General features: G+C 64.6%; 29 protein-coding genes. 4 read left to right on the top strand and 25 right to left on the bottom strand.

Annotation, left to right across the window (positions count from 1 at the left end; translation table 11 throughout):
• Nucleotides 1-161 precede the first annotated feature (161 nt).
• The gene (locus INF37_RS12150; RefSeq protein ID WP_186963530.1) at nucleotides 162-3,596 is read left to right on the top strand and encodes a pyruvate carboxylase; all 3,435 of its coding nucleotides are present in this window, start codon (nucleotides 162-164) and stop codon (nucleotides 3,594-3,596) included.
• 69 nt (nucleotides 3,597-3,665) lie between these two features.
• Here INF37_RS12150 and INF37_RS12145 read toward each other — a convergent pair whose 3' ends face one another.
• From INF37_RS12145 to INF37_RS12135, 3 genes are all read right to left on the bottom strand, one after another.
• On the bottom strand, nucleotides 3,666-5,033 hold the full coding sequence (locus tag INF37_RS12145; RefSeq protein ID WP_193538563.1) for a DUF4179 domain-containing protein: 1,368 nt from the start codon (nucleotides 5,031-5,033) through the stop codon (nucleotides 3,666-3,668).
• A gap of 2 nt (nucleotides 5,034-5,035) precedes the next feature.
• Nucleotides 5,036-5,503: a sigma-70 family RNA polymerase sigma factor gene (locus INF37_RS12140; protein WP_193538561.1), complete on the bottom strand. Its 468-nt coding sequence runs from the start codon at nucleotides 5,501-5,503 to the stop codon at nucleotides 5,036-5,038.
• Between the two features lie 134 nt (nucleotides 5,504-5,637).
• Nucleotides 5,638-5,928 carry a NifU family protein gene (locus INF37_RS12135; protein ID WP_101691626.1) on the bottom strand — a complete coding sequence of 97 codons (291 nt, stop codon included), beginning with the start codon at nucleotides 5,926-5,928 and terminating at the stop codon, nucleotides 5,638-5,640.
• 157 nt (nucleotides 5,929-6,085) lie between these two features.
• Between INF37_RS12135 and INF37_RS12130 the strand changes: the two genes are divergently transcribed.
• The 3 genes from INF37_RS12130 to INF37_RS12120 are packed head-to-tail and all read left to right on the top strand — an operon-like array spanning nucleotide 6,086 to nucleotide 7,882.
• Complete coding sequence (locus tag INF37_RS12130) at nucleotides 6,086-6,436, top strand: PadR family transcriptional regulator (protein WP_186963536.1); 351 nt, start codon at nucleotides 6,086-6,088, stop codon at nucleotides 6,434-6,436.
• 13 nt (nucleotides 6,437-6,449) lie between these two features.
• Complete coding sequence (locus INF37_RS12125; protein WP_101691624.1) at nucleotides 6,450-7,199, top strand: permease prefix domain 1-containing protein; 750 nt, start codon at nucleotides 6,450-6,452, stop codon at nucleotides 7,197-7,199.
• A complete protein-coding gene (locus INF37_RS12120) occupies nucleotides 7,196-7,882 on the top strand; it encodes a hypothetical protein (protein WP_101691623.1) in 687 nt (228 codons plus the stop codon). Before INF37_RS12125 ends, INF37_RS12120 begins: the two co-directional genes overlap by 4 nt.
• Nucleotides 7,883-7,943: 61 nt before the next feature.
• Here the strand turns inward: INF37_RS12120 and INF37_RS12115 are convergent, their stop codons facing one another.
• The 22 genes from INF37_RS12115 to INF37_RS12010 are packed head-to-tail and all read right to left on the bottom strand — an operon-like array spanning nucleotide 7,944 to nucleotide 21,907.
• Nucleotides 7,944-8,528, bottom strand: a complete 585-nt coding sequence (locus INF37_RS12115) for a helix-turn-helix domain-containing protein (RefSeq protein WP_193538560.1) — start codon at nucleotides 8,526-8,528, stop codon at nucleotides 7,944-7,946.
• A 55-nt stretch (nucleotides 8,529-8,583) separates the two neighbouring features.
• Complete coding sequence (locus tag INF37_RS12110) at nucleotides 8,584-9,051, bottom strand: alpha-amylase (protein ID WP_193538558.1); 468 nt, start codon at nucleotides 9,049-9,051, stop codon at nucleotides 8,584-8,586.
• Nucleotides 9,052-9,627 (bottom strand): DUF2313 domain-containing protein, encoded by a 576-nt coding sequence (locus INF37_RS12105; RefSeq protein ID WP_193538556.1) that lies wholly within the window; start codon nucleotides 9,625-9,627, stop codon nucleotides 9,052-9,054.
• On the bottom strand, nucleotides 9,624-10,679 hold the full coding sequence (locus INF37_RS12100; RefSeq protein ID WP_193538554.1) for a baseplate J/gp47 family protein: 1,056 nt from the start codon (nucleotides 10,677-10,679) through the stop codon (nucleotides 9,624-9,626). The genes INF37_RS12105 and INF37_RS12100 overlap by 4 nt, the downstream gene beginning before the upstream one ends.
• 13 nt (nucleotides 10,680-10,692) lie before the next feature.
• A complete protein-coding gene (locus tag INF37_RS12095) occupies nucleotides 10,693-11,037 on the bottom strand; it encodes a hypothetical protein (RefSeq protein ID WP_186963544.1) in 345 nt (114 codons plus the stop codon).
• Nucleotides 11,028-11,408, bottom strand: a complete 381-nt coding sequence (locus tag INF37_RS12090; RefSeq protein ID WP_235964328.1) for a hypothetical protein — start codon at nucleotides 11,406-11,408, stop codon at nucleotides 11,028-11,030. The genes INF37_RS12095 and INF37_RS12090 overlap by 10 nt, the downstream gene beginning before the upstream one ends.
• Before the next feature lies 1 nt (nucleotide 11,409).
• Nucleotides 11,410-12,351, bottom strand: a complete 942-nt coding sequence (locus INF37_RS12085; protein WP_193538552.1) for a hypothetical protein — start codon at nucleotides 12,349-12,351, stop codon at nucleotides 11,410-11,412.
• Nucleotides 12,351-12,914: a LysM peptidoglycan-binding domain-containing protein gene (locus INF37_RS12080; protein ID WP_193538648.1), complete on the bottom strand. Its 564-nt coding sequence runs from the start codon at nucleotides 12,912-12,914 to the stop codon at nucleotides 12,351-12,353. The genes INF37_RS12085 and INF37_RS12080 overlap by 1 nt, the downstream gene beginning before the upstream one ends.
• Before the next feature lie 34 nt (nucleotides 12,915-12,948).
• Complete coding sequence (locus INF37_RS12075) at nucleotides 12,949-13,515, bottom strand: hypothetical protein (RefSeq protein ID WP_193538550.1); 567 nt, start codon at nucleotides 13,513-13,515, stop codon at nucleotides 12,949-12,951.
• Nucleotides 13,512-13,721 carry a molybdopterin oxidoreductase gene (locus INF37_RS12070; RefSeq protein WP_193538548.1) on the bottom strand — a complete coding sequence of 70 codons (210 nt, stop codon included), beginning with the start codon at nucleotides 13,719-13,721 and terminating at the stop codon, nucleotides 13,512-13,514. The genes INF37_RS12075 and INF37_RS12070 overlap by 4 nt, the downstream gene beginning before the upstream one ends.
• Entirely contained in the window at nucleotides 13,682-14,146 is a 465-nt protein-coding gene (locus tag INF37_RS12065; protein ID WP_235964326.1) for a hypothetical protein, read from the bottom strand. Before INF37_RS12065 ends, INF37_RS12070 begins: the two co-directional genes overlap by 40 nt.
• Complete coding sequence (locus INF37_RS12060) at nucleotides 14,143-14,532, bottom strand: hypothetical protein (RefSeq protein WP_101691614.1); 390 nt, start codon at nucleotides 14,530-14,532, stop codon at nucleotides 14,143-14,145. The genes INF37_RS12065 and INF37_RS12060 overlap by 4 nt, the downstream gene beginning before the upstream one ends.
• Nucleotides 14,533-14,548: 16 nt before the next feature.
• A complete protein-coding gene (locus tag INF37_RS12055) occupies nucleotides 14,549-15,583 on the bottom strand; it encodes a phage tail sheath C-terminal domain-containing protein (RefSeq protein WP_207730492.1) in 1,035 nt (344 codons plus the stop codon).
• Nucleotides 15,580-16,086: a hypothetical protein gene (locus tag INF37_RS12050; RefSeq protein WP_186963549.1), complete on the bottom strand. Its 507-nt coding sequence runs from the start codon at nucleotides 16,084-16,086 to the stop codon at nucleotides 15,580-15,582. Before INF37_RS12050 ends, INF37_RS12055 begins: the two co-directional genes overlap by 4 nt.
• 4 nt (nucleotides 16,087-16,090) lie before the next feature.
• Nucleotides 16,091-16,402 (bottom strand): hypothetical protein, encoded by a 312-nt coding sequence (locus INF37_RS12045; protein ID WP_101691612.1) that lies wholly within the window; start codon nucleotides 16,400-16,402, stop codon nucleotides 16,091-16,093.
• The gene (locus tag INF37_RS12040) at nucleotides 16,399-16,746 is read right to left on the bottom strand and encodes a hypothetical protein (RefSeq protein ID WP_193538546.1); all 348 of its coding nucleotides are present in this window, start codon (nucleotides 16,744-16,746) and stop codon (nucleotides 16,399-16,401) included. Before INF37_RS12040 ends, INF37_RS12045 begins: the two co-directional genes overlap by 4 nt.
• A 28-nt stretch (nucleotides 16,747-16,774) precedes the next feature.
• On the bottom strand, nucleotides 16,775-17,806 hold the full coding sequence (locus tag INF37_RS12035) for a phage major capsid protein (RefSeq protein WP_193538543.1): 1,032 nt from the start codon (nucleotides 17,804-17,806) through the stop codon (nucleotides 16,775-16,777).
• Nucleotides 17,807-17,831: 25 nt separating this feature from the next.
• Nucleotides 17,832-18,173 carry a hypothetical protein gene (locus INF37_RS12030; RefSeq protein ID WP_193538541.1) on the bottom strand — a complete coding sequence of 114 codons (342 nt, stop codon included), beginning with the start codon at nucleotides 18,171-18,173 and terminating at the stop codon, nucleotides 17,832-17,834.
• A 44-nt stretch (nucleotides 18,174-18,217) separates the two neighbouring features.
• A complete protein-coding gene (locus tag INF37_RS12025) occupies nucleotides 18,218-19,144 on the bottom strand; it encodes a hypothetical protein (protein ID WP_193538539.1) in 927 nt (308 codons plus the stop codon).
• Nucleotides 19,141-20,334 (bottom strand): phage portal family protein, encoded by a 1,194-nt coding sequence (locus INF37_RS12020; protein ID WP_101691607.1) that lies wholly within the window; start codon nucleotides 20,332-20,334, stop codon nucleotides 19,141-19,143. The genes INF37_RS12025 and INF37_RS12020 overlap by 4 nt, the downstream gene beginning before the upstream one ends.
• An 18-nt stretch (nucleotides 20,335-20,352) precedes the next feature.
• Entirely contained in the window at nucleotides 20,353-21,609 is a 1,257-nt protein-coding gene (locus INF37_RS12015) for a PBSX family phage terminase large subunit (RefSeq protein ID WP_193538537.1), read from the bottom strand.
• Nucleotides 21,599-21,907: an XRE family transcriptional regulator gene (locus INF37_RS12010; protein WP_101691605.1), complete on the bottom strand. Its 309-nt coding sequence runs from the start codon at nucleotides 21,905-21,907 to the stop codon at nucleotides 21,599-21,601. Before INF37_RS12010 ends, INF37_RS12015 begins: the two co-directional genes overlap by 11 nt.
• Nucleotides 21,908-22,245: the final 338 nt, after the last annotated feature.

The raw sequence follows: 22,245 nt of genomic DNA, 5'->3' as shown, positions 1-22,245 counted from the left end.
ATAAAAGGATTGCAAAACCAAGAGTCTAGACTTATAATATTCGTAAAACAAATGGCTGTTTTGAAGGAAATAAAGGCAAATTCACCGAAGCATCCCAAGAATGCACAGCAAGGTATTGCAGGAATTCCTTCATATTAATGCAAGAAAGGACGGTATTCCCCATGGCAGAACACTCCTTCGGAAAAGTCCTGGTGGCAAACCGCGGCGAGATCGCCATCCGCGTCTTCCGCGCCTGCTACGACCTGGGACTTCACACGGTGGCCATCTATTCCAATGAGGATACATACAGCCTTTTCCGCACCCGTGCGGACGAGGCCTATCTCATCGGGGAGAACAAGAGCCCCCTGGGCGCTTACCTGGACATCCCCGCGATCATCGACCTGGCCAAGCGGCGCAATGTGGATGCCATCCACCCCGGCTACGGCTTCCTGAGCGAGAACGCCGACTTTGCCCGGGCCTGTGAGGAGGCGGGGATCGCCTTCATCGGCCCCTCCTCCAAGATCCTGGGCCAGATGGGCGACAAGCTCACCGCCAAGGCCATCGCCCACGCCTGCAACGTCCCCACCATCCCCGGCTCCACCCAGCCCCTGAAGGACGGGGACGAGGCGCTGGAGAAGGCCATCTCCTACGGCTTCCCCATCATCCTCAAGGCGGCCGGCGGCGGCGGCGGCCGCGGCATGCGCCGCTGCGACAGCCCCGAGGAGGTCAAGCCCGCCTTTGAGCTGGTCAAGAGCGAGGCCAAGAAGGCCTTCGGCAACGAGGACATCTTCATTGAGAAGTACCTGGTGGAGCCCAAGCACATCGAGGTGCAGATCCTGGGCGACCAGTACGGCAACGTGGTCCACCTGGGCGAGCGCGACTGTTCCCTCCAGCGCCGCTACCAGAAGGTGGTGGAGTTCGCCCCCGCCTGGTCGGTGCCCGAAAAGACCCGTCAGGCCCTCTACGAGGACGCCGTCAAGGTGGCCAAGCACGTGGGCTATGTCTCGGCCGGCACGGTGGAGTTCCTGGTGGACAAGGACGGCAACCACTACTTCATCGAGATGAACCCCCGCATCCAGGTGGAGCACACGGTCACCGAGATGGTCACCGGCATCGACCTGGTCCGGGCCCAGATCCTCATCGCCGAGGGCAAGCCCCTCTCCACCCCCGAGATCGGCATGGCCAGCCAGAGCGATCTGAAGATGAACGGCTACGCCATCCAGTGCCGCGTCACCACCGAGGACCCGGCCAACAACTTTGCCCCCGACACCGGCAAGATCACCTCCTACCGCTCCGGCGGCGGCTTCGGCGTGCGTCTGGACGGCGGCAACGCCTACACCGGCGCAGTGATCTCCCCCTACTACGACTCCCTGCTGGTCAAGGTGACCTCCTGGGACTCCACCTTTGAGGCGGTCTGCCGCAAGGCCCTGCGCGCCATCAGCGAGGAGCATGTCCGCGGCGTCAAGACCAACATCCCCTTCGTCACCAACATTCTGAACCACCCCACCTTCCGGGCTGGCAAGTGCCACACCAAGTTCATCGACGAGACCCCCGAGCTCTTCGAGTTTGAGAACAGCCGGGACCGTGCCACCAAGGTGCTCAAGTACATTGCCCAGATCCAGGTGGATAACCCCTCCGCCGAGCGGGTCCAGCGGGACATCCCCCGCTTCCCGCCCTTCGAGCACACCCCGCCCAAGTGCACCGGCCTCAAGCAGCTTCTGGACGCAAAGGGCCCCGAGGCCGTGCGGGACTGGGTGCTGGATCAGAAGAAGCTCCTCATCACCGACACCACCATGCGCGACGCCCACCAGTCCCTCCTCTCCACCCGGGTGCGCACCCGGGATATGCTCAAGGGGGCCGAGGGTACCGCCGAGATCCTGAACGACTGCTTCTCCCTGGAGATGTGGGGCGGCGCCACCTTCGATGTGGCCTACCGCTTCCTCCACGAGTCCCCCTGGGAGCGGCTGGAGATGCTGCGGGAGAAGATCCCCAACATCCCCTTCCAGATGCTTCTGCGCGGCGCCAACGCCGTGGGCTATACCAACTATCCCGATAACCTCATCCGGGCCTTCGTCCGGGAGGCCGCCCGCACCGGCATCGACGTGTTCCGCGTCTTTGACTCCCTGAACTGGATCCCCGGTATGGAGGTGGCCATGGACGAGGTCCTCAAGCAGGGCAAGCTCTGCGAGGCCACCCTCTGCTACACCGGCGACATCCTGGATCCCAAGCGGGACAAATACACCCTGGATTACTATGTGAAGATGGCCAAGGAGCTGGAGCGCCGGGGCGCCCACATGCTGTGCATCAAGGATATGTCCGGCCTCCTGAAGCCCTACGCCGCCAAGAAGCTGGTCACCACCCTCAAGAACGAGGTGGGCCTGCCCATCCACCTGCACACCCACGACACCTCGGGCAACCAGGTGGCCGCCTACCTGATGGCCGCCGAGGCCGGCGTGGACATCGTGGACTGCGCCATCGACTCCATGTCCTCCATGACCAGCCAGCCCTCCATGAACGCGGTGGTCTCCGCCCTCCAGGGTCAGGAGCGGGATACCGGTCTCGATCCCGAAAAGCTCCAGAAGCTCTCCGACTACTGGGCCGACGTGCGCCTGCGCTATGAGAACTTTGAGGCCGGGATCAAGAACCCCTCCACCGACATCTACCGCTACGAGATGCCTGGCGGCCAGTACACCAACCTCAAGAGCCAGGTGGAGAGCCTGGGCCTGGGCCATCAGTTCGAGGACGTCAAGGAGATGTATGTGAAGGTCAACCACATGCTGGGCGACATCGTGAAGGTGACCCCCTCCTCCAAGATGGTGGGCGACCTGGCCATCTTCATGGTGCAGAACCAGCTCACTCCCGAGAACGTCGTGGAGCGGGGCGAGGCCCTCACCTTCCCCGACTCGGTGGTGTCCTACTTCAAGGGCATGATGGGCCAGCCCGCCTGGGGCTTCCCGGAGGATCTCCAGAAGGTGGTCCTCAAGGGCGAGGAGCCCATCACCTGCCGCCCCGGCGAGCTGCTGGAGCCCATCGACTTCGACAAGGCCCGGGAAGAGGTCCAGAAGTTCTACCCCGAGGCCTCCGAGCGCACCGTCATCTCCTGGTGCCTGTATCCCAAGGTGGTGGAGGAGTTCTGCCGCCACCGGAAGGAGTACGGCTACATCATGCGCATGGGCAGCCATGTGTTCTTCAACGGTCTGGCCCTGGGCGAGACCAACAAGATCAACATCGAGGACGGCAAGACCCTGGTCATCAAGTACCTGGGCCTGGGCGACCTGAACGAGGACGGCACCCGCAACGTGCAGTTCGAGCTCAACGGTATGCGCCGCGAGGTGGCCGTGCCCGATAAGCACGCGGTCTCCCAGGTGCGTCCGGTCACCATGGCCGACCCCGAGGACAAGAGCCAGATCGGCGCGTCCATCCCCGGCATGGTCTCCAAGGTGAGCGTCAAGCCCGGCGACACCGTGGAGGAGAACCAGGTGGTGGCCGTTATCGAGGCCATGAAGATGGAGACCAGCGTGGTGGCCCGCAAGGCCGGCACCGTGGACCAGGTCCTCATCCAGGAGGGCTCCTCCGTCAAGGCGGGCGAGCTGCTCATGACCATCAAGCTCAAGTAAATCGATCTGTCCATAAAAGTGGGGCATGGCCTTTCGGCCATGCCCCACTTTTATCTGTTTTTCCTTTTCTTACCAAAGCGTTACTTCCATCGGCTCTTCCAAAGTATGCCGCTGTGTAAACTGAAGGTCCAGCTCCACGGTGCTCCATGGATAATCCTCCAGGGTCAGGAGCTGGGCAAACCACCCGTCCGGGATGACCGTTTCATCGGAGGTGCCGCTCCAGAGGCTCTGCTTCCACCGGTAGCTATACCGCCGGATCGACCGCTCCTCCCCCGGCTCTCTCCAGTAATCCGTGCCCAAGAGCCCATAATAGTCGCTTTCTTCTTGTTCCGCCAGGACTGCGATCTCGGCGATCCGGTCGCTGATCCGGTGAGTATATATCTCCATCCCCTCGGGCAGCACGCCCTCCACCGCTCCGGTCTCCAGATTCACCGTCACACGCTCCCGGCCCTGGTCCAACCATTCCAGCCGGGTGACAGAGAGCGTCAGATGAGCGGGATCGGAAAAATAGATGGTGTCGCACATCCGGCGGCTACCGATGGCTCCCACCGAACCGGCAGGATTGTCCTCGTACCGCCGCCCGGTCTCATCTTCCAGATAGAAGTCCATCCCGGCCAGACGGGCGGTGTTGTCCGGGTGCTCCTCCACCGTCAGGCGGCCGTGGGTGGGATAGCTGTCCAGGCCAAAGCGCAGGCGCTGTCCGTCCACCTCCACCCAATCCCCTACAGGGAGGGAACGGCAGTCGTTCAGGCTTTGGGTGTCCATCGGGAAGGTAAAGACGAAAGTGGCCTCCGGCTCTTCCCCATCCGCACTCTCCGTCCCGGGCGCTGTCTCCGGAGCGATTCCGTCGGTCTGGCGCTGCCCTTCCACCCGACACTCCATCCGCATCTCCTCCGGGAACTGGAAGGAGTCGTCGGCCACCAAGCTCACCGCATTGGCCAGGGTATCTCCCGCAAAACTGACGCTGGAGATCCCCAGTCCCCCCTGGAGTTCCTTCCCCGCTCCATCCAAACATTTGGCCTTCACCAGGTAGCTCTCATAGGGCCCCTCCGCCTCCATGAAAAAGCTGATCTGCCCCTGGTCCAGGATCAGGTATTCCAGACGCAGGGTAATGCCATTGTCGGTCTGGCTCTGGCCGATATACTGGGCGTAGTCGTGCTCCACCGCTGCCTTCAGGCTGGGAGAGAGGGCCACAGCCGCCATCAGCTCCCGCAGCCCCGGCACGCCGCTGCACGCCATGGCAAAGGGCATGGAGGTGTTCACCAACACCACAAAGGCGGTGAACACGCCTGCCAGACTGGCCGCCGGGATCCCCAGCCTCCTCCCCCAGCGCCGGCGGCGCCGGCGGGCGAGTGAGCGCTGCACCGTGTACTCCAGCGCGGGCGGGGTCTCCTCCAGCTCCCGGAGGATGGCTTCATATTCCTGTCTCCGATCCATGCTCACACCTCCTGTTCGCTCAGTTCCAGCCGCAGCAGTTCCAGGGCCCGCCGCTGCCGGGTGGATACCGTTCCCGCCGGAAGCTCCAGCGCCCGGGCGGTCTCCGCCAGGGTATACCCGGAGAAATAGCGCAGCACGATGACCGCCCGCAGCTCCCGGGGGAGTCGCTCCACTGCCTCCCGCAGCGGAAGGGCGTCAAAGGCCTCCACCGCCGTCTCGGGCAGCTCTTCCATGGCCCGCTCCCGCTTGCGCCGGCGCAGCTCGCTGTTGCACACGTTGATGAGGATGCGGGTGAGCCAGGTGTCGAAGTAGGCCGGCTCCCGCAGCTTTCCACAGGCCAGCAGGCCCTTGTAGACCGCCTCGTCCACCGCATCCAGAGCGGCATGCTCCCCGCCCAGATAGAGCCGGGCCGTCCGGTAGAGCCGCACCTTGAGTACCTCGGCCCGCCGGATGTATTCCGCTTCCTTCACAGCCCTTCCCCCCTTCCACCCATTAGACGCGGTTCCGGCTCCCTTTCATTGCCCCCAACCAAAAATTTTCTTCCCGAGACAGCAAAAATCCCCGGCGGAGGTCCGCCGGGGCTCAGCTTTTCGGTATGCTTCTCTCAGCGCTTCCACTTGGGGTCGCCCCGGAGGATGGACTTGGCCTGCTCCCACAGCTCGTCGCTGACCGTCTGGTCCACCACCACCTGCTTGATCTCGGGCAGGGCCTCCATGAGCTCGGCCTGGATGACGCTCTCGGTGGTCAGGTAGGCCGAGGGGCAGTTGGAGCACTGGCCCAGGAGCTGGATGTGGACCACGCCCCCCTCGTACTTGAGCACCTTCAGGTCCCCGCCGTGCTCGGCCAGCTTGGGGCGCACCTTTTCATTCAAAACTGCTTCGATCTTCTCCAGCATCGTTGACACTCCATTTCCGGTCACATAGTTCCCTTTTACCATACCATTTCCGGCCCAAAAATACAATTCCAAAATTTCCGCCGCGCCTTGACATACCTCGATTATCTAGGTAAAATATACCTAGATAAGAAAGGTATACGGAGAAAGGAGGTCCCACATGAAACCCGACAAAAATCTGCTCTCGGGCAGCACCACCCTGCTGGTCCTCTCCCTCCTCGCCTCGGGGGACAAGTACGGCTATGAGATGATCGCCGCCCTGGAGGAGAAGAGTGACCACACCTTTACCCTGCGGGAGGGCACCCTCTACCCCATCCTCCACGGTCTGGAGCGGGAGGGGGCGGTCACCGCCTATGAGAAGGAGGCCCCCTCGGGCCGCAAGCGCCGGTATTACCACATCACCCGGACCGGTCTCACCCTTTTGGGGGAGAAGCGGGAGGAGTGGCGCACCTTCCGCCATCTGGTGGATGCCATTGTGGCCGAGGGGGAGGGCTCCCTCTCCCCGGCATAACGGGGGTGCTCCTATGCTGAATCCCTTTTCCCGCTACTGTGAGCAGGTGTGCCGTCTCATCCGTTCCAAAGACGGCCGCGCCGCCGTGACCGAGGAGCTCACCGCCCATCTGGAGGACCATGCCGCCGCGCTGGAAGACCGGGGCGTCCCGCCCGACGTGGCCCGGGAACGGGCCGTGCAGGCCATGGGGGACCCCTACGCCCTGGGCGCCGCACTGGACCGGCTCTATCCCTACTGTCCCCGCCGTCTCCCCATCCTCTTCACCGCCCTGGCCCTTCTCTTTCTTCTCTTGGGCGCGTTTCTCCTCTCCCACGGCTTTCCACTGGAGGAGCGGTTTCTCTTTCCGGGAGATTACCCCTCTCCGCCGGAGGAGCCTGTCCTCTCCACTGGCACAGCCCGAGGCACCGGGCGGCTGGGGATCTACACTATCCGCGCGGAGGGAAGTGCCTCCCTGGTCCTGCCGGACTACGAGGATGCCCGGCGGGAGGTCCATATCCCAGTCACCATCTCCCACCCCCAGTTCTGGCTGGAACACCCCGGCGACGGGCTGGAGTATGCCAACGCCACCGAGCTCTCGCCTTCCTCTTATCGGCTGAACGTCCGCTTTTCTCCCCAGTGGTCCCGGCTGCTGACCACCGGCGGGGAGCTGATCTTTTCCCTGGAGGAGGACGCATCCCCCACCGCCCCCCTGTCCCTCCGGGCCTGGAACGGCGAGCAAGTCACGTTCACCGTGACCTGGGATAAGGAGGTGGGTGCAAAATGAGACGACGGATTCTCTGGCTCCGGGCCTACTGGCCCCTTCTGGCCAGCCTCCTGTTTCTGGTCTTCTCCCTGCTCTTCCTGTGGGCCTGCACCGGCTTTGCCATGCCCACCCAGGAGCTGGCCCTGGTCCGTCTGGAACAGCAGGCCATCCTTCCCCGGGGCACTACGGTCGCCCGGGGCAGTGTCCGGATGGAACACGCCTTCCCGGCGGACGATCCCCCCAGCTCCTTCACCTGGGTCCTCCGGCAGTATGAGGACGGATACCGGCTTTTCAAACTACAGCACTTCCTGGGGCTCTGGCGGGATACCTCCACTCCGTGGCTGGATACCAACTTTCCCCTCTCCGAGCCGCTCTGTCTGACCATATTGGAAAACTCCATGTATAACGAATCTCTGGGGTGGAAGGACGGCATGCCAGATTGGACCTGGTATTCCGAGATCTGTGCCCTGGCCTTTACCACCGACCCGGCGGTGGAGCGGGTAGAAGCCACCGTGGGCTGGCGGGGCGGAGCTCAAAACGGGGACCATCTCACCACCCTCTCCCTCACCGAGACCGCCCCGGACAGCGGGATCTGGCTCCTCCAGACCGATGTCTCCATGCCGGACAGCGGTTCTCTCTCCTATACCTGCCGGGCCTACGATGCCGCCGGTACCCTTCTCTGCACCTATTCCAACGAGGATTGATCGCTTTTATGATAAAAAGCCCTGATCCCGGACATATTCATGTCCGGGATCAGGGCTTTTGTCACAGCAGTTGATAGAACAGTCCGTGCTCCGTGCAGTAGTGGAGCAGCTTTCCATGGCCTCTGCGCGGAATGCGCACCTGCATCTCCCACTCCGGATAGGTGCGGATGAGCAGGCACCGCTCCCCCGTCACAAAGGCCACAAAGGAGAGAAAATGCCCCTTCTCCATGGGGTGTTCCGCTGTGAGGAACCACTCATCCTCCACCGCCTCCGCTTGAAGCCGATGGGCGCCCTCCGCTCGCTGGGGCGTGAGGGCCTCCAGCCTCCGACCGCAGCAGGAGACCGAGGCCTCCCCGGTGGCTGTCACCACATTGCCGCAGTGGGGGCAGACAAAAAAACGAATTCGCTTCATACTGTCTCCCTTCTCCCGGCTGGGCTCCAGATCTCCCGAGAGCATCCGCTCCAGGTCCACTCCAAGCCGGGCCGACAGGGCGGGCAGCAGGGACACATCGGGACACCCCTGGGCACACTCCCACTTGCTCACCGTCCGGTCACTGATGTGCAGGGCCTCCCCCAGCTCTCTCTGGGTCATGCCCCGCTCCCGCCGGGCCGCCCGGATCAGGGCGCCGATCTTTTCACAGTCCATGTGCTGCTCGCCTCCTCGTCCCTCTCAGTATACCCTATGCCGCTCCCGGGCGCAATCAACGCTGCGTGGAGTCCGCCTGCCACACGCCCGGGGTGTTGGGCGGCCACACATTGCCGTCCACCAGAGAGACATAGACCACGCCCTCATACTCCACCTTTGCCCCCTTGGGGTAGGCGTCGTGGGCCCCCAGAGGCTGCCGCCACAGGGGGATGGCCTCCGGGTCCTCCTCGGTCACCCCCAGAGGGGTGTAAAGGCTGGGCGTGGAGGAAATCGGCCAGTCGGCCTGGGAGGTATGGTCCTGCTCCACCCGGTAGAGATTTCCCTCCCCGTCGGCAATGCGCCCCCCTCTGGCGTAGTATATCCCCGGGCTCCACTCGTCGAACAGATCGGCTACCGTACTGGCGGTGCCGTCATCCAGCTGTGCGGCCCGGATGCGGGCCAGACGCTCTATGGCCTCCTGCACCCGGTCGCTCTTTTCCTTGGTATAGCGGATCACATGCCGCCCCTCTTGTTCTGCGCGCACTCAGATCTCCTCCTTCACCAGTTTCTCCAGCTCTCCCCAGCTCAGTCCCATTGCCTCGATCTCCCCCCAGCAGGAAAACCGTTCCTCCAACATCTTCCAGGTAATATACCAGTACACATATCGGATGAGCAGATGGCAGGGCAGGATGTCCTCTAAAATTTCCCGGATCTCGTCAAATCCATCCGGAATGCCCGGCACATCGGGAAAGCGGACCTCCACGGTCCCGGGGGTATCCGTCTCACTGACCACCGCGTTGACGCCGCATCCCCGAAGGTTGTCGTTGATGGCCGCCAGGGTGAAGCTGTCCCCGCCGATCCGCAGCAGGGCAGCCAGGGCCTCTCGCCGGTCCTGGGGGGTCTGTGCCACCGGGCGGCGGCGCAGAAGGGACTCGATCTGGTCCAGTCCCCAGCTCTCCGCCGTGGTGAGGAGCATCTCTCGTTCCAACTCCTCCAGCGCTCCGGCAGGACCGTCCAGCGCCATGCCGATGCTCTCCAGCTCGGCGCCGTTGAGGGTCCCCTCCAGCCGGTAGACCCGCAGGGGAGCCAGCATCTCTTTCAAATAGCGGGCACAGCTCATGGCATCTCCTCCACGGTCACGCCGCTCAGCCGCGGCAGTTCCTGGGGCTGAAGGACCACGTCGGCCTGGGGCGCCGTCACCGTGCAGTTGCCCACGGCGGGGACGGAGAAGACCCGTCCGCTCAGCTCAGCCCGCAGGACGCTCTGGCCCAGCCGGGTCCCATCAAACCAGCTCTCCACCGCCGTTTTGGCCCCCGCCTTGGCCTCCTCCATGGAATAGCCCTGTGCGGGAGCCACCTGGACCGACACGGCCACCTCTCTGGGCGTCGGAGCCTTCACCTGCACATCCACGGCGATCTCCCGCCGGAGCTGGAAATAGGCCCGCACTTCTTCCAGCAGGTCCTCTCCGGGCAGTCCCTGCCGGGTGGAAATCACCACGTCCACCGTCCCCACGCCCCGGCTCCGGGGGAGAACAGCGGCGGCGGCCACCTCCTCAAAGGACATGGCCCCCTGCTCGTAGAAGGCGGCGTTGGCCCCATTGGGCATCCGCCGGAAGGTCTCCAGCACCCGGGCGCGGAGCTCCTCGTCGGTCTCGGCCGCGCTTCCCCCGGTAAAGGTCTGGGGATTGCTGCACCGGCTCACCCCCACCGGCGGGAGGGCCATCATGGTCACCGTCTCCGCACCCACATTGCCGCCGCTCCCGGTCTCCACCGCGCGGGCAGGCACATCCACCTGGAGGGAGCCTGCCGGGACCGTGGCGTCCTCCAGCGTCTCAAAACGGATCAATCCCGCCGTCATACACACCGTCCCGGCCGGGATGAGCACACCGGTCTCGGCGGCGGCCGCCAGGAAAAAACGGATGATCCCCTCGGCGGCGGCCGCCTCCCGCCGCTCCACCCCCCGCAGCTGGGCGTGCTGATCCAGCCATTCGCCTGTGGCCGTCTGGGGGAAGCACTGCCGGGTCACCCAGTCGCTCTGTACATACAGGGCGTGGACCTGGGCCGCCACCGCATACAGACGCACCGCCAGATCGCTCTCCCCGGTCATGGCCGTCCCGGTCAATCTCTGGAACTCCGCGAGCATCTCGCGGTAGAGTTCCTCCATCTCTTTCATGTCCTCTCCCCTCTCATAGCGCGAGTTCCGCCTCCAGGGGCGTCCCTTGCCAAGTCAGGCGCACGGTGAGCCAGGGCGTTCCTTCCCGCTCCTCCAGTACGCACTCATCGATCTCCAGATCCCGCTCCCCGGCTAGTGCCTGGGACACATACTGCGCCGCCAGAGCCGCCCGTTGCTGTTCTTTTGCCCGGGGAAGCCGCCACAGCTCGCTCCCCACCTGGGGCAGCAGGGGAAAGGCCCCCCGCCGGGCACTGAGCTGGAAGAGGACCCGCTGGAGGATCTCCTCGCCCCCCTCGCTCCGCTTTACGCCGCCCCGTCCGTCGGATACATAGTCCCCGTTCTGCATCATCAGCTCCATATCTCTCCCCCTCCCGTCCCCGGTAGGGGGACACCGTTGACCAGTACGTCACCCTCCAGCCGGATGGTACCGTCCGCCCCCAGGGTGATGGAGGCGCCGCCCTCACTCTGGATCCGCACCTCTCCGGGCGCTACATTGGCCGTTATTCTGGTACCTGCCACACAGGCCCCCTCCCCCTGGGCGCCGGTCTTGAGGACCAGGACCTCTGCACCCAGGGCGGGCCGCCAGCAGTAGCCGCCCGGGGCAAAGACGGGCAGGTCCCGCCGCTCACCGCTCTGATAGACGGCGGCCGGGTCCCCCTCCAGGGTGACCACACCCACCTGGGCGGGACTCTCCCACCGTTCCGGCCTTTTCTGGGACAGCCACATCATATCACTCCTCTCGTATCAGCTTCAGCTCAGTAAAGCCGCCCTCCCGGCCCACACCGGTCTCACAGGCGCGTACCCGCCAGCACCCGGTCAGCCGCGGGCGGAGCACATCCAGGTTCAGGCGGTCTCCCACCCAGGCGGCCCCGATCCCGGCCAGACGCAGGGTGAGGACCTCCTGTTCCCGGGCAGACTCTCCGATCTGATAGGACCCGCTGTACCGCATGGCCTCATAGCCCCGCGTTCCGGGCAGGGTGAGGACCTGTCTGCACCGCCCGCCCCGGGCCAGGAAGGACTCGTTCCGCACTGTCTGGGACACGGTCCCCATCCGGTCCCGCACCAGAACCTCGGAGAGTACCCCGTACCGTTTTTCCCGCCAAACTGCGGAGATCAGTGGGGTCTTCCCGCTTAGGGTGCGCTCGGTTCCGCTCCTCCATCCATCCAGGTGGAGGACCCCCTGCCGGTCAAACCAGGGTTCCACTCCGTTGCAGCGATGGACAAAGGTCTCCACCGCCGTCCAGGCGCTGGCGCCATTTTCCACCGTGAATCCTTCCACCGCCCGCAGGCTCTCTCCTCCGGTGCAGCGGATGCCGTAAGGCTCCACATACCCCCGCCGGATATCCTCCCAGACGGCGGCCTGATACTGGGCCCCCACTGTCTCATTGTCCAAGAGCAGCGCCGCCATCCCCCGTCCACAGAGGGTGAGGAGGCCGCCCCGGGCATCCCAGCTGGTCTCCACCTCGTCCAGCCGCCCGGTAAAAAGGCGTTCTCCTCCCTCCTCGGCCCAAAAGGTGACCCCCTCTCCCCAGAGCGCGCTGCGACTCTCCCCCCAGGTGCACTGGAGGGTAAAGCTGTCGCAGGGGGTCCCCACACCGTAAGAAAAGGTCCACTCCAGCGCCTGGGGCAGCCTCTCCTTCCGGCCGTCCCAGGTCTCGATCCAACACTCCATCAGGAAATCCGCACCTTCTCTCCCACCCGGATATAATTGGGGTTTTTGATCTGGGGATTGCGTGTAATGAGGTCCGTGAGGGATATCCCGTAGGCCTGGGCGATGCTCCACAGGCTCTCGCCCCGCTCTACCGTGTGCCAGGTCTCCCCCGTTCCGGTATTGGTGCTCCCCTGGCCGCTCGAAGAGGCACTCCCCGTCCCGGCCATGGTGATACCGGTGTTTTCCTCCTCAAAGGTCTCCCAGAAGGTAAAGGTATAGCTCACATAGTCTCTGCGGGGCTCCTGCCGAAGAGACAGCTCCACAAAATAGGCCTTTGCACACTGCCACACCGGGTGGACCAGCAGCCCCGGCCCCTCCCGGTAAAAGACAGAGGCCAGCTTTTGGAACTGGGCATAGGCGTCCTCCCCCACGAACTCCCCCTCTCCCCGCATCACCCGCCGGGTGGGTCCCAGATCCTGGAGGTGATAGCGCCCGAAGGGCACCTTGTTCACCGCCATACTCCGCTGGTATTCAATCGTATAGGTCCTGGGATTGTGGGGCCAGGTAAATTCTTTGTAGCGCATGGCGCTCAGCATGCTCCATCCTCCTTCTCTCCGCTCAGTAGAGTGGACGGGCCCCGTCATAGCGCCGGGCGTCCCGCTCCACCAGCCGGTCCAACTCTCCCACCGGGAGGGGGGCGGCCCCTTCCTCCGGCTCGGTCCGGCTCAGCAGCAGCCCCCCTGCGTTTCCCCGCTGACGGGCATAGGCCACCGCCGCCTGTCCCATCTTCAGCTGAGGATAGATCCCGCTCTCCCGGTGAGCAGTCCCTGAACTGTATCGGGGGGACGCCCAACGGGGAAATGGGGATGTGTTTCCACTCCGGAGCACTTCCAGGACGCTCTCCTCCCCGGAGGCTCCCCCCTCCGGAAGGGCTTCCTCCGCCTGGGCAGAGGGCTCCTCTTTTTCCTCCCAGACAGGCTCCCGCTGCACCGCCGCTCTCTCTGTCTCCAGCCACGCCGGAAAGGAGTCCGCCGCTTCCGGTGCAACCATTTCCCCCTCCGGAGCGCGCTCTGCCCTTCCTTTTTTCCACACCGTGCCGCCCTCCGGTGGAAGTTCCAGGGAAGCGGTCTCTTTCTCGTCCTCCCAGACCTGTTCCTCCAGGAGCATCGCCAGATAGTCGATCATGGCCTCACCCCCCGGCTCAACGCCGCAAAGCGCTCAGGATCAAAGGCCGCATTGTGGCTCTCCTCCCAGAGGCCCGTGGGCTCCCCGCACACGGGACAGCGGCCCTCCTGGGCCTGGCTGCGGCAGGTGGGACAGAGCCGGGCCAACTCCTCCTCGTCGTCCAGCATCAGGTGGAGGGCGCACCAGAGGTAATCCCGCTCCAGCATGGCTGCGGCCCGCTCCTCGCAGGGCAGCACGCCGAAGGTCTTGAGCACACGCCAGCGCAGCCGTTCTTCCGGCGTGTGCTCCAGGCTTTTTTTAGGGCAGCGGCCCTCTCTTCCTCCCGGATGGAGGGATTTTCCGCCCGGTCAAATTCGGCCCATCGGCGGGCCAGGTCTCCGATGCGCCGGGCACTCAGCCCCTCCAACACCGCGCCCCCGTCTGGAAAAACCGGAACGCCGTCCTTCTCCAGCGCCCGGGCCAGGAGGCAGGCGTTGGCGCAAAGGGCCTTCTCCCGGCCATTGCGCGCCAGCTCTTCGCTCTCCCGCCCCGCCTCCAGGGTCTCCCGGGCGGAGAGGAGGCGCAGGGTATACCCCTCCCCCGCCTCCAGCCGCCGGGCGCCGGCGCTCAGGATCTGCCACAGCCCGCTCATACGGTAGTCTCGATGCGCTTGGCGGCCACCACCGTGATCTTCTCCACCACCATAGCGCCCAGCGCGCCGCTCTCCTGGATGCTGCTCCACTGGCAGCCGGAATAGAGGATCTTCCGGTCCGGCTTGCAGATGACCAGGCTGAAATCCTCCAGGGAATGGAAATCGATGCCGTCCCGGATGGCCTCGTCGGTGGCATAGAGCCGGGTCAGCTCGATCACATGGGTGCGCTGGCCCGGGATGGCGGCCACCGGCTGATCCTCACCGAAGGCCTCCACATTCTTGCTGGTCTTGCTGCTCTTGGCGGCGTAGCTCTGCACCACCGCCACCTTTTTGCCGTCCACCTCCAGATAGATGTCGCTGCTGGTGGGAAATCCCGCTACATTCATCGCCCTTCCTCCTCTCTTACACCGTGATATGGGCGCTCAGCCAGATCTGGTTGAGGCCGTGGGCCACGGTAAAGGAGAACTCCACCACACACACGTTGGGATTCTCCTCATCCGCCCGGGCCAGCACCTCGCCGTAGTCGGTGATAATCTCCCGGCTGCGCTTGTTTTCCAGTTCCAGCACCACTTGGGAGCGGATGGCCCCCCGGCTCTGCTCCGTGTTTTTGGCCCGTCGGAACTTGGCGCGCAGGGCGTTGCGCACGGCGGGGATCACATCATCCACGATCCGGATGGTGGTCAGCTCCCGCCAGGTATTGTCGGGGGCCTCTCCGGTGGTGGTCCGGGTGGTGACCCCGCGCACCACGGAGCATATGCCCCCCACCTCCTCCACTGGGGTCACGCCGCCCCGGACCAGCAGATCGATCTCACTGTCTCCGTATGCGGCGCTCAGGCCGCCCACTCCGATCAGCTCCGCGCCGCCCAGGGGCACGGCGGGATCGGTCTCCCCCGCAATGGCCCCTGCCACGGCGGCGGCCAGCTCCGCGCCCTCTCCTTCGGCGAGCGCGGGGGCCACCAGTACGACCCGTTCGCAGTTGAGGGCTTGGGCCCGCTCAGTGAGCTCACTGACACCCTCCGCTCCGCCGCTGACGACGGCAATGCGCTCCCGCCGGGCGGCTGAGGCCTCCAGCACGCTCTGCCGCAGGGCCTGCTGCACGCTCAGCTCGGTGCTGTCGCACACCACGGCGGTCAGTCCCTCGGCCTGTTCCAGCAGGGAGAAGGCGGTGTCATAGCCCTCCTCTCCCGCCGCCACGGCATAGACTGCCGATGCGCCGTTCTGAAAGAGCAGGCGGATGAGTCCCGTCAGGGTATCCCCCTCCCCAAAGGTACTCACCGCCTCCTCATACCGGCTGAGCCGGTAGAGGGTATTTTTGTGCTCGCTGCCGCTCTTGGCCGCGATGCCTACCACGCCGCCTCTCCGGCTGGCGCTGACCAGTGTGGACGCCTCGTAGGAGGAGTAGACTCCCGGGCGCTCATGGCTTGTGATCTGCTTCAAAACTGTGCCGCTCCTTTCACCTCAAATTCCAGGAAGGTCCCGCCCTCGTCGGCCACGGCATAGAGGAAGGCCTCACACACCGCCTCCGCCGGGCAGCGGTAGCGGTCCGCCGTCCTGTCATAGTCGGTCTCTCCACAGGAGAGACTCTTGATCTTCAATCCGTCCGGTCCTCCCCGGTGGAGGGCTTCGGCCATGCGGTCAAAGGCCGCGCGCACCTGCTTCTCTCCCTCCGTCCCGCCAGTCCCGGCGTAGAGGTCCAGCCCAAAGGTCAGGGTGACCCGCCGGCCATATAATTCCTCCCAGCGACCGCTCTCCTGGTTGTAGCGCTCCCCCAGGTAATTCTGAAACCCCGCGTTTTCTCCCTCGCATGCCCGGAGGGAGACCGCCGCCACCGCTCCCTGGGGGCGTGCCCGGTTCTCCTCGGGCCAGGCGGTGATGGCGGCCACGCCGTTTTCATTCAGATACCGGGCCATGGTCTCCCGGATGGTATCCAGTGCTGTCATTGCTTCACTCCTCCGGCCGGAGCATCCCCCACCAGTGGGAGACCGCTCCGCCCACATAGATGGCCTGGGCAGAACAGACCCGGTAGTACTCCTCTCCGCACCGCAGGCGGTCTCCCCAGCGCAGGGGGAGCTCGGCCGCCCCCAGGTAGAGGAAGCGGTCGGCCCGCCTGCGCCCCAGCGGGGTAGGCAGGACCTGGTCGGAACGCTCACTGCGCTCCAGGATGGGCTGCACAAAGGCCATGCCGGTGCGTCCGTCCTCCAGGACGACCTGTCGTCCGTACCGCCGCAGGAGGCCCGGCAGAACATTCCTTCTCATCCTCTCACCCCTCGAAAACAGAACCCGTCATCCTCCAGATAGGGGCTCAGGGTGCGCTGGGCCTGGGCATAGTACCAGGCGCTCCCCTCACCGCTTCGGGCGGAAATGCGCATATCTCCCGCGGAAAAGTCGGTTACTCCGCCCCGCAGGCCCTCCAGTCCCCCCAGCGCCAGCCATGCCGCCGCCAGCGGGAAGCATTTTCCGCAGCTCTCGGGGGTACAGCCGGAGCGCAGCCGCAGCCGCAGTTCCTCCTCTGCCCCGGCACACAGGGTGCGCAGGGCCTCCTCCTCTCCCTCGCTCACCTCGCCCAACTGTCGGGCCAGCTGGTAGATCTCCTCTTCCATCCCGTCTCTCCCCCTCTTCTCCGGATTCTTATACGTTCAGCACCTTGGCCGCGTCGGCAAAGAGCTTGGCAAAGCCGCTGATGCTGGTGATGGCGGCCCGCTCCAGCTGGCGGTCGATGAGCTTGTCGTATTCCACCATTACATCGCTGCCCTGCACCATCTCCAGGGCATAGTTCTTATCCAGGCCGATGATCTGACCGCTTCCCAGGGCGGAGGTGCGCAGCAGGTTGGCGCCCAGGGGGCTGACCAGCTTGCCGGTGCCCTGGAAGTTGAGGCCGGTCAGGGGATTCTGGAACTCCTCCAGCTTGAGCATCTTGAGCATCACATCGCTAGAGACCAGCAGGGTGTTCATCTCATAGGGGTCGAACTGGGCCCAGAAATCCACCAGATCCTCGTAGGTCAGGGTGCCCTTGGAGCCTCCGATGGGCGAAGTGCCCACGGTGAAGGACTGAGCGGGATTGTCGTTTCCGTCTCCGTGGAGGAGCACGTCAATGGCGTCCTCCAGATGCATCCGGTTGATGTGGGCGCCGATCTGGCGCAGGGTCACGGAGAACAGGTCCAGCTTCTGATAGCGCACCGCCTCATAAGAGGCCACCAGCATTCTGCCCCGCTTGTGCAGGCGCACCAGATTCTCCTGGGTGCGCACCTCGGTCTGGGGAATCTCGGCGCCCTCGGCCACATGGCGCAGCTCCTTGTCCTTCTCCTGGGGGACCGAGGCGATGGAGCGGTAGTCCATCCCATCAAACCGGGTGACCGCCGCGGTGATGCTGGGCAGGAGATTGCTCTCCTCCATGCCCTGCCGTACCGAGCGGGCGATGTACTCGGGGAAGAGCACCGCCGACTGGGAGGTGGCAAAAAATTTCTCCACCACGTCACTGGCCGGTCCCTTCACCTTGATGTCGAAGCGCTTGAGCTGCCGCTGGTAGGCGTCCAAACCCTCCAGCGCGGTGCCCTTGTACTGCTCGGAGGGATCCTCCTGCTCCAGCACCTGGGCAAAGGAGCGCCCGGCCTCCCGATACATGCCCTTTTCCAGTCTCAGATTGTCATACTGACGACCCATGATTCATCCCATCCTTTCTTTCTGCTTAGAGGAGCACCGCAATGGTGCCCGCTGTGGTGTCGGCCTCGGCGACCAGATAGGGGGTGCCCCCCTCCTCATCCGTCTTCATGCCGCCGCTTGCGTCGGCCGAGAGCTTGACCCGCCCGGCGGTCACGCCGGTGGCCTTGACCGTGGCGAAGCCCCGCACCTGAACCGCGGCGCAGCCATTTTTCACCACCACGGCCACGCCGTCCACGCTTCCGCCATCGGTGCAGGGCTCCACCATTCCGTTTCCGCTGACCCGGACGGTGTGGCCCTCCACAACGCCCTCGCCGACCTGGAAGGTGGCCAGCACCTGGCCGATGCCCTCAAAGGATACCTGTTTCATCTCGTTTTCTCCTTTCTCCTCCCCTCAAACGGGGGTATATCTGCTCAGATTCGGAATACCTCGTCGCCGCCTTCCCTCCCGGTGCGGGAGGAGGCGTAGCTCAGCTGACTTCCCTGGGGGTATGCCTCTTCCACTTTGGCCTCATAGAGGCGTTTGAGGGCGGTCAACTCCTCCTCCCCCAGCCGCTCCACGATGGAGCGGAGGGTTTTCTGCCGCAGCCCCGGCTCGGCCATTCCGCCCAGGCGGGCCACCTCTTCCCGCAGGGAGGAGAGATAGCGCCGTCCCCGGGCGGCCTCCTCCTCCAGGCGCTCCAGCTCGGAGCGGCACTCCGGATGGGACTGTACCAGATCCTTCAGGGTGGGAGAGAGGCCCTTGATGACCCCCGCCCGCTCCTGGGCGGGCACCGCCACAAAGGACCACTCGTAGGCGTCGGTGGCCTGGAGGAGCTCGGCCCAGCAGCGCTGTCCGTGGTACTCCTCTCCCTTCACGTGGGTGCAGCGGCTCCGGTCCTCCAGATCGGCGCCGCAGATGGAGCACACCCGGCGCGCCACGCTGCACCCCACCGACACCTCCCGCTTGATGCCCCCCTCGATCTCGGCAATGAGATCCTTGTTGCTCTCGGTGCGCATCATGTAGGCGTAGCCCTTCAGGTAGCAGCGGCCCTCGCCGCCCTCGGCCGTGCCCTCCTCGTCCACCACCTCGGTGCGGTAGATGCGGGCCACCTGTTCCCGGGCGCTCCACCGGTGGTCAAAGATGCCGCACTTGCCCACGAAGAGGGGGGCCAGCTCCTCCAGTGTCTGCCGGGGAAAGCGCTCCCCGTCCCGGTCCACCCGGTTGTCGCACAGGCGCACCGCGAAGGGGTAGATCTCCTCTGCCGTCAGCGGACTGCGGCTCTGGGCATGGATGAGGGCCAGATCCTCTTCTGAGAGGTCCACCCCTTCCTTTACCTGCGCCCTTTTGGATAGCTTCATGGTTCTCCTTCCTTTCTCTGCCGGTCTTGCGCACCGGCCTGTTCCATCTCCAGACGGAGCTTCTCGCTCTGCTGCCGGTAGAGCTCCGCCCGGGCCTCTTCCACCAGATCCTGGAGGTTGATGTTGTCCCATGTGACCTCCACGCCGGTCTCATACCCGTGGACCCGCAGCCAGATCTCGCAGATCCGCTCCACCACCGGGGTGAGGGAGCGGCGGATGGCGGTGATCTCGCTGGTCATCATATCGGCCTGCTGGGTGCTCATCCGCTCGGTGGAGGACCAGCTCAGCCCCAGCAGAAAGGGCGGGATGCCGGTGCGGGCCACCAGCTCCTCCAGGATCTGCCGCACGGGCACCTCGCTGTCCAGGACCTGGTTGTCCGCGCCGATCACTTTGATGTCCACATCGCCCACAGCCACGAAGTCCCGGATGCTGCCCTGCTTGCCCTCCTGCATGGCGGCCGACCACTCCCGGGCGATCTGCATGCCCCGCTCCTGAGCATAGGCCCGCTCCATACCGTCGCTCCCGGGCTTGTAGACCACGGCAAAGCGCACATTGCCCATCCGCTCCCAGTTCATGCCGATGGCCTGATAGATCTTGAGCAGAATGCCCGTGAGGAAGGGCATGGAGCGCAGCAGGGACACCCCGTAGGGGCTGTCGGTCTCCGGCTGAAAGGGGGTGAAGAGAAGCAGATCCTGCCGGGGCAGCTCCACCGGCTCTCCCCCACTCTGCCGGGCGCACAGGGCAAAATCCAAGGGACTCTCCCCCTCCCGGATCTCGATGTCGGCCACGTTGGCGCACAGCAGAGCGGCCACCTCTCTGTGCCGCCGGTCCAGCACCACCTCCCCCACTGCCCGGCCGCAGGTGAGAAGGGAGTCCAGATAGCAGTCCAGAAAGGACTCCAGTCCCCGCTGTCCCCGCCCGGTGGGGACCTGGCTGAGAAAGCGCCGCAGGCCCGCCCGGGCCGCCGGGTCTGCCGCCTCCACCTCCACGCCGCCCACCAGGCGGATGAGCTTCAAAATAGCGGCGTCCACGATGGGGACCGCCTCCCGGATGCTCCGGTACAGGGCAGTCTCACCGCTGTGCAGCGGCACATACCCGTCCCACGCCCCGAAGGGATGTTTTTCCGGCTGCCGCAGCTGTATCTGCGGCACAGCCTGCGCCGGTTTTCGGCGCCTGTCCAGCCAGCCCATACTGATTCCTCCTGTCCATCAAAATACCCGCCGCTCCACAAAGCCGCCGCTCAGGCATCCCGCCTGCTCCCGGCGCTTGACCAGGGCGGCAAAATAGCGGATGTCGTCCATGGCGTGGTCAAATTCCTTGCGCACCTTGTCCTCCGTCCCCCGCCGGTCCCAGCAGTAGAGGGAAAATTCCCGGATGCTGTCCCGGCAGGCGGGTGTGATCACCAGCCGTCCGCTGCGCAGCAGCTCGGCGGTGATGCGGATGCCCCACAGCACGTCGTTCTCCGCCTTGACCACCCGCCAGCCCGCGCGGCGCAGGGTCTCCAGAAAGCTGGCTGCCGAGGGGTCCACCACCACGCAGGAGATCTCCCGTCCTCCGGCCAGCCGCTCCAGATCCTGGGCATACTCCCCGTCGGTTTTCTGCCGTCCCTCCCGGCGGGAGTCATAGTAGTACTCCTCCACCCGGTACCACACCCCGTCCTTCCGTCCCCACAGGCCGAAGGAGGCGGGATTGACCGTGCCGTAGTCGCAGGAGATGCGCCACTCCTCCATCTCCCCCTCGGGGGGCGCTCGGACATAGCTCTCGTCAAAGAAGTCGTATACCCGCCCCTCAGCGGCCGCCCACTCCCCTAAAACAAAGCGGAGGTAGAAGGTGCCGCTGTACAGCCGCTCATAGCGCTGCCGGATCTCCGGGGAGAGGGAGGGGTTATCCGCCATGGTGAAGTGGAGGTGGAGGGCTCTGCGCTCTTCGGCCCTGCAGATCCACTCCCGGTAGAACCAGTGCTCCGGCCCCTCCGGGTTGCAGTTGAACCACAGCCGGCTTCCGGCCACGGAGCAGCGGGCGCAGGCCTGCTCCACAAAAGAGCGCGGCATAAGGGTCACCTCGTCCAGCAGCACCCCCGCCAGGGTAATCCCCTGGATGAGGGAAGCGCTCCCCTCGTCCTTTCCTCCGAAGAGGGAGAAGCGGTTCTCCCTTCCCCCAAAGCGCACGGTGATCTCGTTGCGGCTCACCCGCTCCTCACAGTGAAAGCCCAGCTCCCGCAGCACCGGCAGCAGCTCCCGCACCAGATTGCGGCGCAGGGACCCCACCGTCTTGCCGCACAGGGCAAACTGTCTCTGGTGAAAGCTGCCCATGGCCCAGCAGAAAAAGGAGAGTCCGCAGCACAGGGTCTTTCCGCTGCGCACCGCGCCGTCACAGAGGATGGCCTCCTTCTCTACCCACGGGGAGGAGGGGCACCACCAGGTCAGTACGGTCCGCTGCTTCGGGGAAAAAGTCTCAAAGCGCATCCTTTCCTCCCGCTCCATTTTCCAGCGCCCGGTAGAAGGACTCGGCGGGACTGGTCTCTCCCTCCCGCAGGACGGCCAGCAGCCGTTCCATGGTCTGCAGCGGGTCGCTGAGTTTGACCTCCACGCCGCCGTTTCCGCTCCGTTTCAGCTCCGAGAGCAGGAAGAGATCCATCCCGTCGATCTCCTCCACCTGTTCTTTGTCCAGAAAGGCCAGCTTGACGGCGTCATTGGGCCGGCTGCGCACGATCCGGCGCATCTGCTCCAGGACCTCCTTTTTCTCCTTCCGTCCTCGTTCCATATCTGTGTTCTCTCCTCCTTCTCACCCTTGGAGCCCCAGGGCCAAATGTTGCACGTTTGCGTACACCAATCCGGAGAAAAAGAAAAAAGAGCGGTATATCCGCTCTTTCAGACGGTCGATAACGTTTATGTCTGCGCTTTGTGCTGCAAGAGCCTCGCAGAGTTCCGCCGTCCGCAGACGGCGGAAGAGAGTCTAATCGTGTTTTCCGGCGGCGTGTACGTCGGAAAACACTCTTCTCAGGCTGCAAGTGTGCGAGCGTCAGCGAGTGCATGCAGCGGCCTGCATCCCCTCGAAAAATGCCTGCATTTTTGAGAAGTGTGTCGAAGTTTTTCGACACA

Origin of the sequence: Pseudoflavonifractor gallinarum (assembly GCF_014982855.1) — a bacterium.
GTDB lineage: Bacteria > Bacillota > Clostridia > Oscillospirales > Oscillospiraceae > Pseudoflavonifractor_A > Pseudoflavonifractor_A gallinarum.
The sequence above is the reverse complement of the archived record's forward strand: the minus strand, read 5'-3'. Positions and strand labels throughout refer to the sequence as shown.